The 15476-nt window shown below is 73.1% G+C and carries 16 protein-coding genes; 6 read left to right on the top strand and 10 right to left on the bottom strand.

Annotated elements, in window-relative coordinates:
* Positions 1-12: 12 nt before the first annotated feature.
* The 7 genes from RM788_RS48065 to RM788_RS48035 form a co-directional block, all read right to left on the bottom strand.
* Entirely contained in the window at positions 13-1557 is a 1545-nt protein-coding gene (locus RM788_RS48065) for a hypothetical protein (protein WP_315927916.1), read from the bottom strand.
* On the bottom strand, positions 1554-2480 hold the full coding sequence (locus RM788_RS48060) for an ABC transporter ATP-binding protein (protein ID WP_315927914.1): 927 nt from the start codon (positions 2478-2480) through the stop codon (positions 1554-1556). The genes RM788_RS48065 and RM788_RS48060 overlap by 4 nt, the downstream gene beginning before the upstream one ends.
* A 31-nt stretch (positions 2481-2511) precedes the next feature.
* Positions 2512-3624, bottom strand: coding sequence for a sensor histidine kinase (locus RM788_RS48055; RefSeq protein ID WP_315927913.1), 1113 nt, complete (start codon positions 3622-3624; stop codon positions 2512-2514).
* 18 nt (positions 3625-3642) lie between these two features.
* Positions 3643-4302, bottom strand: a complete 660-nt coding sequence (locus RM788_RS48050; RefSeq protein ID WP_315927911.1) for a response regulator — start codon at positions 4300-4302, stop codon at positions 3643-3645.
* Positions 4303-4355: 53 nt separating this feature from the next.
* Positions 4356-5384 (bottom strand): S66 family peptidase, encoded by a 1029-nt coding sequence (locus RM788_RS48045; protein ID WP_315927909.1) that lies wholly within the window; start codon positions 5382-5384, stop codon positions 4356-4358.
* Between the two features lie 70 nt (positions 5385-5454).
* Entirely contained in the window at positions 5455-7143 is a 1689-nt protein-coding gene (locus RM788_RS48040; protein WP_315927906.1) for a DUF4832 domain-containing protein, read from the bottom strand.
* Positions 7144-7209: 66 nt separating this feature from the next.
* Positions 7210-7854 carry a TetR/AcrR family transcriptional regulator gene (locus tag RM788_RS48035; RefSeq protein WP_315927904.1) on the bottom strand — a complete coding sequence of 215 codons (645 nt, stop codon included), beginning with the start codon at positions 7852-7854 and terminating at the stop codon, positions 7210-7212.
* Positions 7855-7962: 108 nt separating this feature from the next.
* Here RM788_RS48035 and RM788_RS48030 point away from each other — a divergent pair, with 108 nt between their 5' ends.
* The 4 genes from RM788_RS48030 to RM788_RS48015 all read left to right on the top strand — a co-directional run bounded on the left by RM788_RS48030 (position 7963) and on the right by RM788_RS48015 (position 11180).
* A complete protein-coding gene (locus tag RM788_RS48030) occupies positions 7963-9021 on the top strand; it encodes a medium chain dehydrogenase/reductase family protein (protein WP_315927902.1) in 1059 nt (352 codons plus the stop codon).
* Positions 9018-9638 (top strand): TetR/AcrR family transcriptional regulator, encoded by a 621-nt coding sequence (locus tag RM788_RS48025; protein WP_315927901.1) that lies wholly within the window; start codon positions 9018-9020, stop codon positions 9636-9638. The genes RM788_RS48030 and RM788_RS48025 overlap by 4 nt, the downstream gene beginning before the upstream one ends.
* Before the next feature lie 40 nt (positions 9639-9678).
* Positions 9679-10278 (top strand): ABC transporter permease, encoded by a 600-nt coding sequence (locus tag RM788_RS48020; RefSeq protein WP_315927899.1) that lies wholly within the window; start codon positions 9679-9681, stop codon positions 10276-10278.
* Between the two features lie 122 nt (positions 10279-10400).
* Positions 10401-11180, top strand: a complete 780-nt coding sequence (locus tag RM788_RS48015) for an endonuclease/exonuclease/phosphatase family protein (RefSeq protein WP_315927897.1) — start codon at positions 10401-10403, stop codon at positions 11178-11180.
* Positions 11181-11253: 73 nt separating this feature from the next.
* On the opposite strand, the gene RM788_RS48010 is transcribed toward RM788_RS48015, so the two are convergent.
* Together RM788_RS48010 and RM788_RS48005 are read right to left on the bottom strand one after the other, a co-directional pair.
* Entirely contained in the window at positions 11254-11448 is a 195-nt protein-coding gene (locus RM788_RS48010; protein WP_315927895.1) for a ferredoxin, read from the bottom strand.
* Between the two features lie 13 nt (positions 11449-11461).
* Positions 11462-12676, bottom strand: a complete 1215-nt coding sequence (locus tag RM788_RS48005; protein ID WP_315927893.1) for a cytochrome P450 — start codon at positions 12674-12676, stop codon at positions 11462-11464.
* Between the two features lie 250 nt (positions 12677-12926).
* On the opposite strand from RM788_RS48005, the gene RM788_RS48000 reads away from it, so the two are divergent.
* Complete coding sequence (locus RM788_RS48000) at positions 12927-13559, top strand: TetR/AcrR family transcriptional regulator (protein WP_315927891.1); 633 nt, start codon at positions 12927-12929, stop codon at positions 13557-13559.
* Between the two features lie 33 nt (positions 13560-13592).
* Here the strand turns inward: RM788_RS48000 and RM788_RS47995 are convergent, their stop codons facing one another.
* On the bottom strand, positions 13593-14669 hold the full coding sequence (locus RM788_RS47995; protein ID WP_315927889.1) for a helix-turn-helix transcriptional regulator: 1077 nt from the start codon (positions 14667-14669) through the stop codon (positions 13593-13595).
* 157 nt (positions 14670-14826) lie between these two features.
* Here RM788_RS47995 and RM788_RS47990 point away from each other — a divergent pair, with 157 nt between their 5' ends.
* Positions 14827-15435: a hypothetical protein gene (locus RM788_RS47990; protein WP_315927887.1), complete on the top strand. Its 609-nt coding sequence runs from the start codon at positions 14827-14829 to the stop codon at positions 15433-15435.
* Positions 15436-15476 lie beyond the last annotated feature (41 nt).

The raw sequence follows: 15476 nt of genomic DNA, 5'->3' as shown, positions 1-15476 counted from the left end.
GGAGGACGACCGTCACCCCGTCCTGCGGCCGGATGCCATGAGCACCGGCAGGAACAGCGCGGCGCCCAGCCCGGCGACGAGGTACGCGGGCAGACCGCGCGGTGTGCCGTCCTCGGCGCGCAGGACCCCCATGAAGTCGAGCGCCCCCAGACCGCTGAGCCCGCAGTACCAGAGCGGGACGTAGACGGCCTGGAAGAGCCGGTGCGTGCGGCTGGACGACCCCAGGAAGTGCCCCAGCGACGGGATGAACAGCACCGCGGCCACCCACGACGCCAAGCCCGCGGTGTCGCCTTCCCAGAGCATCCGCAGCGCCGCCGCACCGCCGGTGCCCGCGGTGAGCACGACACCGGCCGACCACTCCGCCACCACCCGCGCCCGCGCCCCCGGACAGGACGCCAGGAGGACCTGCACGCCGAACTCGTGCCGCTGGGTGCCCAGCCGCGACCACAGCAGCACCGGCCAGATCCACACCGCGGGCAGCACCGTCGCGCCCACCCCGGATCCGGGCACGACGAACGCGAGCGCGCTCCCCGCGACCGCGCCCGCCCACCACCACCGGGACACGCCCTGGAGCAGCGCGCGCAGTTCGCCCGCCAGCAGCCGGGGGAACGCCGCGACCCCACTCCCCTGCCGCACAACGGTTCGCAGCCCGCTCCGGAACGCTCCGGCCGAACCGGGGAGGTCCTCGACGGATGCGGTGGCGGCGGACCGCGAGGGGTCGAAGCGGGTGAACCACAGCACCGGCAGGAGGGCGAGCGCGACCCCGATCCCCATCACGGCCAGCCTGGAGAGGAGGAACTCCCCGTCAGGGCTGAAACCGGACCACTCGAACGGTCGCAGCGGGACGTCCACGTAGGTCAGGCCGAGGCTGAACCCGTCACCGTCCACCTCGACGCCGCGGGCTGGCAGGTCCGCGCCCAGCGACCGCACGACGTCGTGCACGCCGAGTCCGCCGAGCGGAGCGCCGGGGCCCTGCCCCGCCGTCGCCAGGACCATCCAGCAGAAGAACCAGACCACGTTGCCCGCGCCCGACCTGAGCACCGGGGTCAGCTCCCAGAACAGGGCCGCGGACGCGGTCAGCACCACGACGGGGAACGCCACCACGGCGAACGGCAGCAGCAGGGCGCCGAGGTCCACCGCCGTCGACTCGCCGCGGGCCAGTTGCAGCACCAGCGCGGTGGCGGCCAGCACGACGAGCATCGACGTCAGCACCAGCACGTTGCTGAGCAGTTTCGCCACCAGGTAGACGGGTGCGCGCAGCGGTGTCGCGGCGAGCAGCTCCCCCACGTTGGTGCGCCCGTCGCGGGCGATCGTGTTGCGCACCAGGTAGAAACCGCCCAGCAGCAGCCAGACGGCGCTCGCCAGCGCGGTGGCCGTGCCCACGTACGCGCTGGTGTAGAGCCCCCGGTAGACGCCCAGCTGCACGATCGTCCAGTGCGAGTCGGCCGCGGGCACGGCGAGGTAGCCCAGCAGCACCGCCCCCAGCAGGGTCACGGCGTACACGGGTCGGCGCACCCGGTCGCGGAAGTCGCCCACGGCCAGCCGGACCGGGTTCACCGGCGCACCGCCAAGCCGTTGACGATGCCGAGGTAGGCGTCTTCCAGGTCCGGCGCCACCGGCACGGCGTCCGCGGACGGCCGGGTCGGGGACAGCAGCCGCAGCCGGGCTCCCGCCGCGGTGCGGACCACCCGGCTCACCGCGTGGGCCGCGCGCACCGCGTCGACCTCGTCGGCGGTCACGGTGACCTCCCAGACGTGGCCGTCGACGTCGCGCAGCAGCTCCTCCGGCGCGCCGCGGCGCAGCAGCCTGCCGCGGGCGACCACGGCGATGTCCGCGGCCACCGAGTCGACGTCGGAGACGATGTGCGTGGACACCAACACGACCCGGTCGGCGGACAGGTCGCTGAGGAGGTTCCGCAACCGCACCCGCTCCTCCGGGTCGAGGCCCGCGGTCGGCTCGTCCACGATGATCACCCTGGGATCGCCGAGCAGGGCCTGGGCGATGCCGACCCGGCGCAGCATTCCGCCGGAGTACCGGCCCAGCGGCCGGGTGAGAGCGCCGGTGAGGTTGACCAGGTGCAGCAGTTCGTCGATCCGCGCCTTGGCCGAGCGGGCGGAGATGCCCTTGGCCGCGGCCAGGTAGGCCAGGAACTCGCGCGCGGTCAGGTTCGGGTAGACGCCGAAGTCCTGCGGCAGGTAGCCGAGGACGCGGCGCAGCGCGTTCGGGCGGGACACCACGTCCACGCCCTCGAACCGGACCTGGCCGGAGGTGGGGCGGGTGATGGTGGCGGCGACGCGCATGAGCGACGACTTGCCCGCGCCGTTGGGACCGAGCAGGCCGATCAGGCCGGGCCGGAGGCTCATCGTGATGCCGTCCACCGCACGGTTGCCGCCGCGGTGGACCTTGCTGATGTCGAGCAGTTCGAGCACGGTCGCTCCGGAGGTGGGGAAGCTGGTGAGGTCCCCAGGTTGCGGCACCACCGGCGGTCCGACATCTCCCGTTCGGCGGAGATCAGCCCACCGGGAACACCGCGGCCACCCGCCACCCCGCGCCCCGCGGTCCGGCCTCCAGCACGCCGCCCGCCGCCTCGACGCGCTCCCGCACCGCGGCCAGGCCGCTGCCGCCGGTCGCACGGGTGGCACCGGGCGCGGCGCCGGATCCGCCGTCGGTGACCGACACCTCGACGGCCGGGCCGTCGACCGGGGTCACCGCCACCACCACGTCGGGCACGCCGGGCACGTGCCTGCGCACGTTGGTCAGCGCCTCCAGCACCACGGCGTACGCGGCTTCCCCGCGCGCTCCCCGCAGTTCCCCCGCCGTTCCCCCCACTTCGTCGAAGCGCGCCGCCGGTGAGAACCGCTCCACGAGCGCGCGCAGGTCCTTGGGACCGGGCACGGTCGGGCCGCTGTCGCGCAGGGTCGCGACCGCGTGGTCCATGGAGTCCAGGGCGCGCAGGCCCGCCTCCTCGACCCGTGCGAACGCCTCGCGCGCTTCAGCCTCGTCGTACGGGACGAACCGGGCCGCCTGCACCTCGACGACGATCCCGGTCACCTCGTGGGCGACGGAGTCGTGCAGCAGCCCGGCGAGCTCCAGCCGCTGCCGCACCCGCGCCTCGGCCACCGCCCTGACCCCGGCTGAGTCGAGGCCGCGCAGGTAGACGCCGATCCCGACGGCGACGGCGAGCGGGAACGGGACCGCCAGGAGCCCGAAGGCCGCCGTGTCCCAGCGGGGCGGGGACAGGTGCAGGCTGAACCGCAGTGGCAGCGCCATGGCCGCGGCGCACGCCAGGGCCGTGACGGGGACGACCCGCGGGGCGGGGACCGAGCGCACCGCGCGGCCGAGCAGCACCAGCAGGCCCGCCAGTTCGCAGGGCGTCCACAGCAGCGCCATGGCGGGTGCGCCGGAGTAGCCGACGTCCAGGGCCAGTGAGACGGCGGAGACGGCCGCCGTGCCGAGCCCGATCCGGTGCGCGGCCCACCTCCAGGTCGCCGCCAGCACGGTCGCGGTGGCGCACAGCGCGACGACGAGGGCCCCCGGCTGCCCGACGAACGCGGGCGGGAGCAGGACGAGCACGGGCAGCACCTGCCGGAGCAGTCCCGGCCGGGGCTTGGAGTCGGCACGCACGTCGGTTCGACCGTCCACTCAGGACGGGAGCTTGCCGGAGCAGCCCATCTCGTGGGCCCACAAGGCGATCCCGACCCGGTTGCGCACGCCGAGCTTGCGCTGGATCGCGGCGACGTGGGTCTTGACGGTGCCCGCGCCGATGAACAGCTCCGCCCCGATGTCGGCGTTCGTCAGACCCTCGGCGACCTTGCCCGCGACCTCGACCTCCCGTCCGGTCAGCGGTTCCAGCGGCGCGCGCGGCTCCGGTCGGGTGTCCACGACCTGGCGGAGCAGCCGGACGGTGATCGACGGGCTGATCAGGGTGTCGCCGTTGACCGCCGCCCGCACGGCTTCGACGAGCAGCACCGGGCCGGACTTCTTCAGCAGGAAGCCGGAAGCGCCGTTGCGCAGGGCCGGGTAGACGTACTCGTCCAGGTCGAAGGTGGTCACCACGACCACCTTCACCGGGGTCCGCGCGTCCGGCCCCGCCAGCCTCCTGGTCACCTCCAGGCCGTCCAGTCCCGGCATCCGGACGTCCAGCAGCGCCACGTCCGGTCGCACCCGATCGGCCTGCTCCAGTGCCGCGAGCCCGTCGGCGGCCTCGGCGACCACCTCGATGTCGGCCTGGCTGTCGAGGATCCGGCGCATGCCGCGGCGGACCACCTCCTGGTCGTCGGCGATCAGCACGCGGATGGGCATGGTCGGCGATCGTGCCACACCGGGCGGCGGTCACCGCCCGGAAAGCCCGCCGGTCACGCCAGGGTCTGTTCCAGGCGGTCGTGGTCGGCCGTGTGCACGACCCGGCCGAGGGCGCCGTTGACCAATGGCAGGTACGGCATGACGTGGCCGCACTCGACGTCGGCGATGATCGGCACCCCCAGGCCGCCGAGCGCGTCGAGGACCGCCGCGTGCTGCGTCAGCGCGCCCCACGCGGGCGCCCTGGTGCGGCCGACGAGGACCGCGTTCGCCCCGTCGAAGAACCCGGCCATCCTCATGCCGTGGAGGTGGCGGCAGATGGCCGCGGCGTCGGACTCGGCGGCCTCGACGTAGACGATCAACCCCTCCGGGGCCGACGCGCGGCGGAATCCGGCGACGTCGCCGAAGGGGGTGCCGGTCAGGTTGCACAGGGTCTCGACGCACCCGCCGACCAGCCTCCCCATGACGTCCACGTCCCCTTCGCCGTCGAGCCGCTGCCACCGGCCGGGTGTGTCCAGGTCGAGGCGGTCGACGTCGGGGTGGTGCCGGTAGTCGTCGAACGCCGCCGCGCGGTAGCGGCCCGGCGGCGTCTGCACGAGGGTCGACCCGGCCGGGGCCGCGACGACGTCCAGCCAGGAGAGCAGCCCTTCCGGCGTCCGGTAGGGCGTGTCCATGAGGTTGTTGCCGTGGACGGTCGCGATCCCCGCCACCAGGGTCAGCGGCGTGATGATCGTCGCGATGTCGGAGAACCCGACCATCCACGTCGGCACGGCCCGCCGCAGCGCGTCCCAGTCCAGCAGGGGCAGCAGGTCGATCGCCGTCTCACCGCCCCACGGCGGCACGACGGCCCTGACCGCCGGATCGGTCAGCATGGCCATGAGTTCCGCCGCGCGTTCCGCGGCGGGCGCGCTCACGTGCCCCGAGCCGTCCATGCACGTTCCCACGGCCACTTCGTAGCCGTGGGACTCCACCGTGCGGATCGCCCGGTCGAGGCGTCCCGTCATGTCCTCCCGGACACCGCTGGACGGCGACGTGATCCCGATCAGATCACCGGGCAGCAGTGGTGCGGGGAAGGTGACGGCCATCCGGTCAACGTAGCCCAGCCCGCGGCCGCGTCCCTTCCGCTGCCCACCGCGGGTTCCCGTCCGGCCCGCGTCAGGACACCACCACCGCGTGCCGCAGGTCGTTCAGTCCGGTCGCCGCGTCCCACAGGCCGTTGTTGGCCGTCCGCACGGAGTACTCGGGCCGGGTGGGCAGCGCCGGGTCGGCCAGTTCCAGCAGCAGCGCGTAGGTGCCGGGAGCCAGTGACGACGGCACCACGACGGTCTGCGCCACGGTGATCGCGCCGGGCAGCCACGTGCGGGGGTCGGCGTTGAGCGGGACCCGCGTCACCGCGCCGGTGGAGGTGTTGCGCAGCACCAGGGCCACGTTGCGCGGGTTCACGGTGGCCGCGTAGCCGTCGTTGGTGAGCCCGATCCGGACGGCCAGGCCCGAACCGCGCGCGGCGGTCGCCGGGAACGTGCCGTCGCGCAGCGTGAACCGGTAGCCGAGGCGGTTGGTCACGTCCGCCAGGCAGCCCTGCGCCGCCCACGACTGGAGGACGGTCTGCTGGTAGTCGGTGTTCAGGTACGACCAGTGGAACCTGGACAGCTCGGCGGTGGCCGTGGGGCAGTCCGAGCGGGGCGCGTTCTGGGCGCACGTCTCGCCGCCCATCGGGGCGGTCCGGGTCTCGGCCTCCAGGTACGGGTACTCCACCGCGGTGTTCTCGTAGGTGCCGAAGTCGTCCGGGCTGGCCAGGAAGCAGTCGTTGTGGTGGCCCAGCCGGGCGGCGCCCCCCGCGTAGAGGGTGCGCTTGATCTTCGGCGTCCGCAGCTGCACCGACCTCGTGGCGGGCAGCACGCTCAACAGCTTGTCCACCACGGCTTTGCGGTTGGCCCAGTCCGCGGAGGTGACGGTGCCCGCGTTGCCGAAGTTGCGCGTGTAGTACCACTCGCCCCAGGCGCCGATGAAGCCCGCCTGCACGACGCCGATCACGTCCGCGTTCCCCGAGAGGTAGGGCGCCAGCTGGTCCAGGTGGCCGAGCACCCGGTCCTTCGGCGCGTCGTCACCGGTGTCCGACGCCGTGTAGGCGAAGCGCAGCACCAGTTTCACGCCCGCCGCGCGCGCCGCGGCGAACTGCCGCCCCAACCGGTCCAGCGCGGTCTGCGCGATCGGCGAGGCCTTGTACTCGGCGAGGTAGAACACGCACATCACCAGGGTGATGCCCTGCGACTCGCGGTACTGGCGCAGCGCGGCCGCCGAGAAGTCGGCTTTGTCGCAGTCCTGGGTGTGGTGGTAGAGCCCGCGCTCCGGGTTGGCGATCAGCGCGGTCGACGGCTCGTAGACCGTGCCGCTCCCGCCGCCACCGCCGGTGTAGGAGTACGTCAGCTTGGCGGAGGTCTCCAGCGGAGACTCCACCTGGAACACCGCGTCGGCGTCGTTCGGGCTCGCCTGCTCCCCGATGTCCGCCCGCTCCACCGTCCACCGCGCCGTCCCGCCGGACAGCGTGAACGGCACCGACTTCACCGACGTCCACGCCCAGCCGCCACCGGCGTGCCGGTGGAGCGACCCGTTCTCCAGCAGGTAGTCGGCGCCCACGCCCGTCTGCGCGAACCCGGTTCCGGCGTTGCGGTCCACGTCCACGTAGACCCGCGCGAACGCGGGCGTCCCGGTGTACGCCACCTGGTAGGTCACGGTCGTCGCGGTGCTCGTCACCGACGGGGCCGAGATGGCCGCCCCGGCGGGCGTCGCCGCCGCGCACGTGGCGGCTACCGCCACCACCAGACCCCACACGATCTTCGACACGCAGTCCTCCGTCTCCACCCGCGGCGTGCTGCCCATCTAACCCGTAGGGGTGAAGCCGCGGTGACTTCAGTCCAGGTGCGCCAGGGCGGTGATGATGCGCTCCGCGATGTCGACCGGCCACGGGAACGCGACGGTGACCGCGCGCTGGTGGGCCAGCCCGTGCAGGCCCAGCCACAGGGCGACCGCGTCGGCGGTCAGGTCGTCGCTGGTGGCGATGCCCGCCGCGACGCAGGCGCCGAGGGCGTCGGCGGTCAGCTTCATCGTCGCGTCCCCCAGGGCCGCCAGGTCGGCCTCGGTCAGCGCGGTCTTGTCCAGGTCGGGCATCCAGAGCCCGCCGAACATGGTCCGGTACCGGCCGGGGTGCCGTTGGGCGAACTCGAGGTAGGCGTGGCCGATCGCGAAGAGCCGCCCGCGGGGGTCGTCACCCGCGGCGGCCACGGCGGCGCGGAGCTGCTCGTCCAGTTCTTCGAACGCCTGCCGCACCACGGCCAGCATGATCATCGGCTGGTCGGGGAAGTGCCGGTAGATCGACGGCGCGGCGATCCCGACGCGGCGGGCGACCGCGCGCAGGGTCACGGCGGTCTCGTCACCGGTCTCGTCGAGGAGTTCGACCGCCGCGGCCACGATGTCGTCGCGCAGGCGGGCGCCCTCCCCCCGCCGGTTGCGCGCACGGGTGGGGGTCGACGAGTCCGTCTCCGCGGTGGTGTCCATGCCGTTACCTTACGCCACGAAACTTACTGGCGTTAGCTCTTGCGTCCACTAAGCGAACGTGCGTAGCCTTACGACCGTAAGCACAACGACCCGACAAGGGAGCGCACCATGAACAGCAGCACCGCCACCACCCTCACCACCGAGGTCGTCCTGCCGGGCAAGGTCGAGACGAGCGGACTGGTGGTCCACACCCGTGAACTCCCGGCCCCCGCGGCGGGCCAGGTCGTCCTGCGGATGGAGGCGAGCGGCGTGTCGTTCGCCGAGCAGCAGATGCGCCGCGGCAAGTACTACGACCAGCCCGCGTTCCCCTTCGTGCCCGGCTACGACGTCGTCGGCACGGTGACCGCCGTCGGCGCGGACGTGGACCGGGGTCTGGTCGGCCGCCGGTTCGCCGCGGTCGTCAAGACCGGCGGCTGGGCCAGTTCCCTGCTGCTGGACGCGGGAGACCTGGTCGCCGTGCCGGACGGCGTCGACGCGACGGCCGCGGAGACCGTGGCGGTCAACGGGGTCACGGCGTGGCAGATGCTGCACCGCTCCGCGAAGGTGCGCGAGGGCGGGACGATCGTGGTGCTGGGCGCCAACGGCGGTGTCGGGTCCACGCTCGTGCAGTTGGCCCGGCACGCCGGGATCAAGGTGATCGGCACGGCGTCGGCGCGGCACCACGACACGGTGCGCGACCTGGGCGCGATCCCGGTCGACTACCGCGACCCCGCCATGTACGAGCGCATCCGGGAGATCGCGCCGGACGGCGTCGACGCGGTGTTCGACCACGTCGGTGGCGCCGCCGGGCTGCGCCAGTCGTGGGCGCTGCTGCGCAAGGGCGGGACCCTGGTGTCCTACGGCACCGCGGCGACGAAGGACGACGAGGGCAACTCGCAGCTGCCGGTGCTGAAGTCGTTCTTCCGGCTGCTGGTGTGGAACCACCTGCCCAACGGCAAAGGCGCGAACTTCTACAACTTCTGGGCGGGCAAGCGCCGCCTGGAGACCTTCCGCGGCCGCCTGCGCGACGACCTCACCCAGGTGCTGCGGCTGGTCGCCGACGGCGTCCTCACCCCGCAGATCGCCGCGGAGTTCCCGCTGACCGAGGCCGGCGCGGCACTGGCGCTCGCCGAGTCCCGCACCGTCGCGGGCAAGGTGGTCATCGTTCCCGACGCGCCCAGGCCGTGAGCACCGCGCCCCGCGCGCGGAACCGCCGGGGGGAGGGCGGCCTGCTCCGCGCCGAGATCCTGGCCGCCGCGACCGGGCTGCTCGACGCGAGCGGCGACCCGCGGGCCGTGACGCTGCGGGCCGTCGCCCGCGCCGTCGGGATCGCCGCCCCGTCGATCTACCCGCACTTCCTCGACCAGTCGGCCATCGTGCTGGCCGTCGTGCGGCAGGCCTACGCGGAACTGGCCGACCTGATCGGGTCCGCGATGGACCGCGCGGGCGAGGACCCCCGGCACCGGCTGCACGCCCTCTGCGCGGCCTACCTGGACTTCGCCCACCGCCACCCCGAGCGCTACCGCCTCCTGTTCGGCGGCGTCCGGATACCCGGTCCCGGCAGCGGCATCACCCCCGAGGACCTCCTCGACCTCGGCGCCGGAGCACTGCGTCTCGTCGTCGAGGGCATGACCGCCTGCGTCACCGCGGGCTGCTGCACCAGCACGGACCCGGCCGCCGACGCGATCGCGCTGTGGTTGGGACTGCACGGGCTCGCCCACCAGCGCGCGATCGTCACGTCGTTCCCCTGGCCCGCCGACATCACCCGGCGGCTCGCCGTCCCCCTGTCCCACCTCGTCGCCTGACAGCCGCTCGCGCGGCACCGTCCCCCTGGAGGCACCAGCCATGAGCACCGCGACCCTCACCGCCCCGACCGCCCCCGCCGCGATCCGCGCCGGCGTGGTCGACAACCGCGCCACCTACATCAGCTTCGGCCTCGCCTACGTCCTCGGCCACGGCGCCGCCGCCCTGTCCAAGGGCGCCGATCCCCTGGTCGCGCTGCCCGGCTGGCTGCCGATGACCCTGCTCGGCATCGGTCTGGCCGCGGGCAGCGTCCACAGCACCATCGCGGCCATGGGCGCCCAGCGCGGCGCGAGCAAGTCCGACGCGCTCTCCGGCACCCTGCTCGGCATCTCCTGGGCGGGCGGCTTCGCGGCCCTCTTCCTCGCCATCACCGGCCTCACGTCCATCGTGGACGTGCCGGACCTGCAAACGATCCTCTGGCCCACCGGCTCCGGGCTGGTCGTCGGCCTGCTCTACCTCGGCGAGGGCGCGGTCCGCCGCAACGTCCTGCACTACTGCCTCGGCACCTGGCTCGCCCTGACCTCGTCCGCCGCCCTCTTCCTGCACACCTCGGCCCTCTTCGGCGTCCTCGCCGTCGCGGGCGGCGGCGGCTACGCGGTCGCGGCGCTGCTGGAGCGCAAGCGCCTCAACGCCACTGCCTGACCACCACCCCGGCGCACCGCGACCACGGGCACCGGCGGTCCGGCGGCTTCCCGAAGCGACGTGCGGCGGGGCGGCCACTCGGCGGTACGGCCGGACACCCCGCCGGGCCGAGCATGTGCGCCATGCGCTCACCACGGCGAACGATCGGCCTCCTGCTGGCCGCGCTGCTCCTCCCCGGCTTGGTGGTGGCTCCCGCGAAGGCGGCCACCGCGTTCAAGGTGCTCCAGATGAACCTGTGCAACAGCGGCGTCGCGAGCTGCTACCAGAACGGGCTCGCCGTGGGCGAGGCCGTCACGATGATCCGGAACCGCCAACCGGACGTGGTCTCGGTGAACGAGGTCTGCCTCTCCGACCTGCCGAGCCTCACCGCGGCCGTCGGCACCGGCGCCGGCTACCGGTTCGCGTTCGTGCGCAACAGGTCCACGGGCTCCGACTACCAGTGCACGGCGGGCCGCGGGGCGTACGGCAGCGGGATCATCGTCAAGGAGGGCATCGCCGCCGGCGGGACCGGCGTGTACGCCGCCCAGGACGGCGGCACCGAGATGCGGGCCTGGGCCTGCGCGAGGAGCGCGGTGCGCGCCTTCACCGCCTGCACCACCCACCTCAGCACCACCGGCGCCGTGGCGCTCGCCCAGTGCCGCGAACTCGTCCCCGCCACCGTCCTGTCCCACGACCCGACGGCCTCGCCGACCACCCGCCACGTCGTGTCCGGCGACCTGAACCTCAGGTACAGCCCCGGTTCCGCCACCAACGCCCAGAACTGCGTCCCGTCCGGCTGGTTCCGCAAGGGCGACGGCGACGTCCAGCACCTCATCGCCCGCACGCTCGCCTTCGTCTCGACCCAGACCTACTCCATGAACCGCACCGACCACCCGGCGTTCGTCGTGAACTACACCTTCTGACCGGCCGGGCAGCGCTCGCGCTCCACCGGGTGACCGCGGCGGAGGCCGCCTAGACGCGACCTCCGCCCGCGCGTCACCCGGACAGGGAAATGGCCTGGCTCGGGCAGACGCGCACCGCTTCGCGGGCGTGGTCGAGCAGCACGCCCTCCGGCTCGTCGACGAGCACGATCACCGTGCCGTCGTCCTCGCTCTGGTCGAAGAGGGCGGGCTCGGTGAGCACGCACTGCCCGGCGCCCACGCAGCGCCCGACATCGGCGGTGATCTTCATCGGGACCCCTTCCTCACCAGGTGACCGGCAGCGAGTGGACGCCGTAGATGGCGGCCTCGTCCTTGAACAGCAGCTCCTCGACCGGCTGGGCCAGCGCGAGCTCCGGGACGCGCCGGAACAGCGTGTCGACGACGATCTGGAGCTCCATCCTGGCCAGGTTCTGCCCGAGGCACTGGTGCGCTCCGAAGCCGAACGCGACGTGGTGCCGCGCCCCGCGCTCGACGTCCAGGTCGTCCGGGTTCTCGAAGGCCTCCGGGTCGCGGTTGGCCGCGAAACCGAGCGCGAGCACGCCTTCGCCCGCCCGGATCGTGACGCCCCCCAGTTCCACGTCCTCGGTCGCCCGCCGCGCCGTGGCGGCGTCGACGATGGTGAAGTAGCGCAGCAGCTCCTCCACCGCGGACAGCGTCTTCGAGGGATCCGCCTTGACCAGTGCCAGCTGGTCGGGGTTCTCCAGCAGCGCGATCGTGCCGAGCGAGATCATGTTCGCGGTGGTCTCGTGCCCGGCCAGCAGCAGCAGGAACGCCATCGCCACCAGCGCCTCGCGCCGGTAGGTCCCGTCCTCGCGGCCCTTGAGGATCTGCCTGCCGAGCAGGTCTTCCTCGCCCGCGTCGCCCTCCTTGACGACGATCAGGTCGCGCAGGTAGGACTGGACCGCCTCGAAGGCCTTCTGCCGGTCCTCGGCGGACGACATCCTGCTGATCATCGTCGTGGTGTGCGCCTGGAAGAACTCGTGGTCGGTGTAGGGAACCCCGAGCAGCTCGCAGATCACCAACGAGGGCACCGGCAGCGAGAGTTCGCGCACCAGGTCGGCGGGCCGGGGTCCGGCCAGCATCGCGTCGATCCGCTCGTCGACGATCTCCTGGATGCGCGGGCGCAGCGCCTCCATCCTGCGCACGGTGAACTCGCCGAGCACGGCGCGCCGGGCGGGCCCGTGCTCGGGCGCGTCCATGGAGATGAGGGGCTTCTCGTCGCCCTCCTGCCGCAGCCTGCCGCCGCGCGTCAGCATCGGGAAGTCCGGGTGCGTCCGGTCGGCGCTGAACCGCGGGTCGGACAGCACCGCCCGCACGTCCTCGTGCCGGGTGATCGCCCAGGCCCACTTGTCGTCGACCAGGCGGACCTTCGCGATCGGCGCCTCGTCGCGGAGCCCGCGGTACTCCTCGGGCGGGGAGAAGGGGCACTCCCTGGTCAGCGGGAACTGCTCGGGACGGATCCGGACCGCTTCCGTCATGGTGGTCTCCTCAGTGGCCGTGGTGGGTCGGCGCGGGAACGCCTGGTCATCGACTTCCGCGGGTGCGTCCGCGGCGGCCGAGAACCGTCAGTATGCGGAAGATTACCCTCCGCTTCCTTCTCCAAGGTAGCGAAGCGGAGGAAAATCGTCCACCTACTTCGGGGTGATGCTCCCCGTTTTCCGGTTCGACCGGTTACCGCGCGTCCGTGCGACAATCGGCCGCTCGGATCAAGTGGAGAGGCCAGGCCCCATGGCAGTCGACTCCGGCATGCCCCTGCGTGCCGATGCCAGGCGCAACCGCGACCAGATCATCGCGGCGGCCCGGACGATCTTCGTCGAGCAGGGGCCGGACGCCCCGATGGAGGAGATCGCCCGCGCGGCGGGAGTCGGCGTCGGCACGCTCTACCGGCGGTTCCCCGATCGCGAGAGCCTGATCCGCGAGGTGGCGGGCGACAGCCTCGCGCGGGCGGTGACCGAGGCGCGGGCCTCCATCGACGAGGAGCCCACCTGCTGGGCCGCCCTGGTCCGGTTCATCGGCTTCTCCCACGAACTCCGGCTCAGCCTGCACCTCGCGATGATCTCGACGCAGGCGGGCGCGATCATCCGCGACGACCCGACGACCGAGCAGTACCGGCAGGTGCTGCTGACCGACCTCGACCGGATGGTCACGGGCGCGCAGGCCGAGGGCGAGGTCCGGTCCGACATCGGCACCGGCGACGTGGCCATGCTGTTCGTCCTGCTCATGCGGCGGCTGCCGAACAAGCTCGAGGAGATCGAGGGCGCGGCCGAGCGCTGCATGGCGCTCATGCTCGACGGCCTGCGCGCCCGCCCCGGCAGCCGATTGCCCAGCCGCCCCATCACCTACGACGACCTGCTCGGCTGACGGCCCGCGTCCGTCCACATCGGACAGCCTTTGCTAGAACCAGATCTCCGGGGTGTTCGTCGTCATCACCAGCGCCACCAGCTCCCGGCGGCTGCGCACACCGGTCTTGGCGAACACCGACTTCAGGTGGTCCTGCACCGTGTTCGCGGTGAGCGACAACGACTTCGCGATCTCCGCGGTGCTCCGGCCGCGCACGGCGTGCAGGGCGATCAGCTGCTCGCGGTCGGTCAGGCTGTACGCGGCCAGGTAGACGGGCATGATCTCGGCGGGTGAGGCGGGCGTGGCCACGATCGCGACCCGGCCGTCGGCGCGGCCGTCGAGCAGCGAGGCGTGCAGCACGAACCAGCGGCCGTCGTCGGCGCGGACCCGCGACTTCGCGGGCAGTCCGGTGGCGGACACGGCGTTGACGCGGGCGTGCTCGGCCACGGTGGCGAACGGGGTGGGCACGGAGAACACCGCGCTGGCGGCGTCGGCGAACTCCACCAGCAGCGCCTGCGCCCCCGGATCGGCGTCCACGAGGTGGTTGCGGTGGTCGAGCACCAGCACCGCGGGCGGCAGCGGTTCCAGCCGCTGCGCCGGATCGAGCTGGTAGCAGGTGCGCAGGGCGTTGCCGAGGTACCGGGAGGCCACCTCGGCCAGTCCCCGTTCCACCGCGTCGTAGGGGCCGCGGTCCGGCGCCCGCATGAACGCCGCGCAGCCCCACGTCCCGCCCTTCGAGTCGAACGCGGCGCGCAGCTCGTCGCCGAAGCCCGCGGGCTTGATCTGCTCGCGGTAGCGCACGCTGTCCACGAGCCGACCGCCGGTCGCGCGGCTCAGCGTCTCCGTGCGCGCGCCGCTGCGCCGGATCTTGCCGAACGTCGCGACGTCGTCGCCCCACAGCTCCAGCCGCACCGCGTGCTGGAAGTCGTTCAGGTCGAGGTCGTCGGTGAGCACCGACGTGACGAGCCCGGTCGCGGGATCGTTGGCGTGCCAGCACACCGCGTCGTACCCGAGCACCGACCGCAGCGCCAGATCGGCCTGGCGGAACAGCTGCGGTGCGGTCGGGCCGGAGGCCGCCACGTCGCGGAGGTCCGCCAGCGCCCGCCTTCCGAGATCACGGCGCGAGGTCACCGGGGAAGCGTAGCGGCGGCGCGCAAGCCCCCGGGTTCCTGGGATTACCCCCCGCCGGGACCCGGCCCCACGATGGCGATCACCGAAGCGTCCGCGGGGAGGCCTGGTGCCACAACGGGTTCCCGCGCACGCCGACCCCGCGTGAACAGGAGAACCCATGATCCGCTGGAAACGCCACGCGCTGCGGCTGGCCACCGTGCTGACGGTCGCCGCGTGCGCCGCGGTGGCGGTCACCGCGCCCGCCTCCGCCGACCCGCCCCCCGGTAGCTGCGACGTGAAGGGCTTCTACGAGGAGACGACCCAACCCGCCGAGGTGAGCCCGGCGCTGACCCACGTCGTGACGATCCAGGTTTCCGCAGGCACGACCGGCGAGCGCACGACGACGTTGACCAGGGTCCGCACGGTGAGCACCACGATCTCCGGCAGCGTGGAGATCAGCGCGGCCGCGGGCGCGCTGTTCGCCAAGGTCGGCGTGAAGGTCGGATTCTCGGTGCAGACCACGAAGTCCACCACGGACACCGAATCCACGACGATGAAGTGGAACTTCAACGTCCCCGGCTACTACGCCGTCTACAAGGGCGCCAGGGTGGTCCAGGGCATGGCGAAGAAGTGGGGCTGCGTCGGCGCTGTCCGAAGCCCGTGGGTCCTCTACGGCACCGTCCCCTACCAGACGTACTCCAACATCGAGGAGGGCGTGGTCACCTGCGCCGACACGTTCCCCGTCGGCAGCCTGCGCGATCTCGCCCGGCGGCAGCTCGCCTGCTGACCGGCGCACGGGGCGGGGCGGGCGGCGCGCAGGGCGCCACC

It is taken from the genome of Umezawaea sp. Da 62-37 (genome assembly GCF_032460545.1).
Classification (GTDB): domain Bacteria; phylum Actinomycetota; class Actinomycetes; order Mycobacteriales; family Pseudonocardiaceae; genus Umezawaea.
The sequence above is the reverse complement of the archived record's forward strand: the minus strand, read 5'-3'. Positions and strand labels throughout refer to the sequence as shown.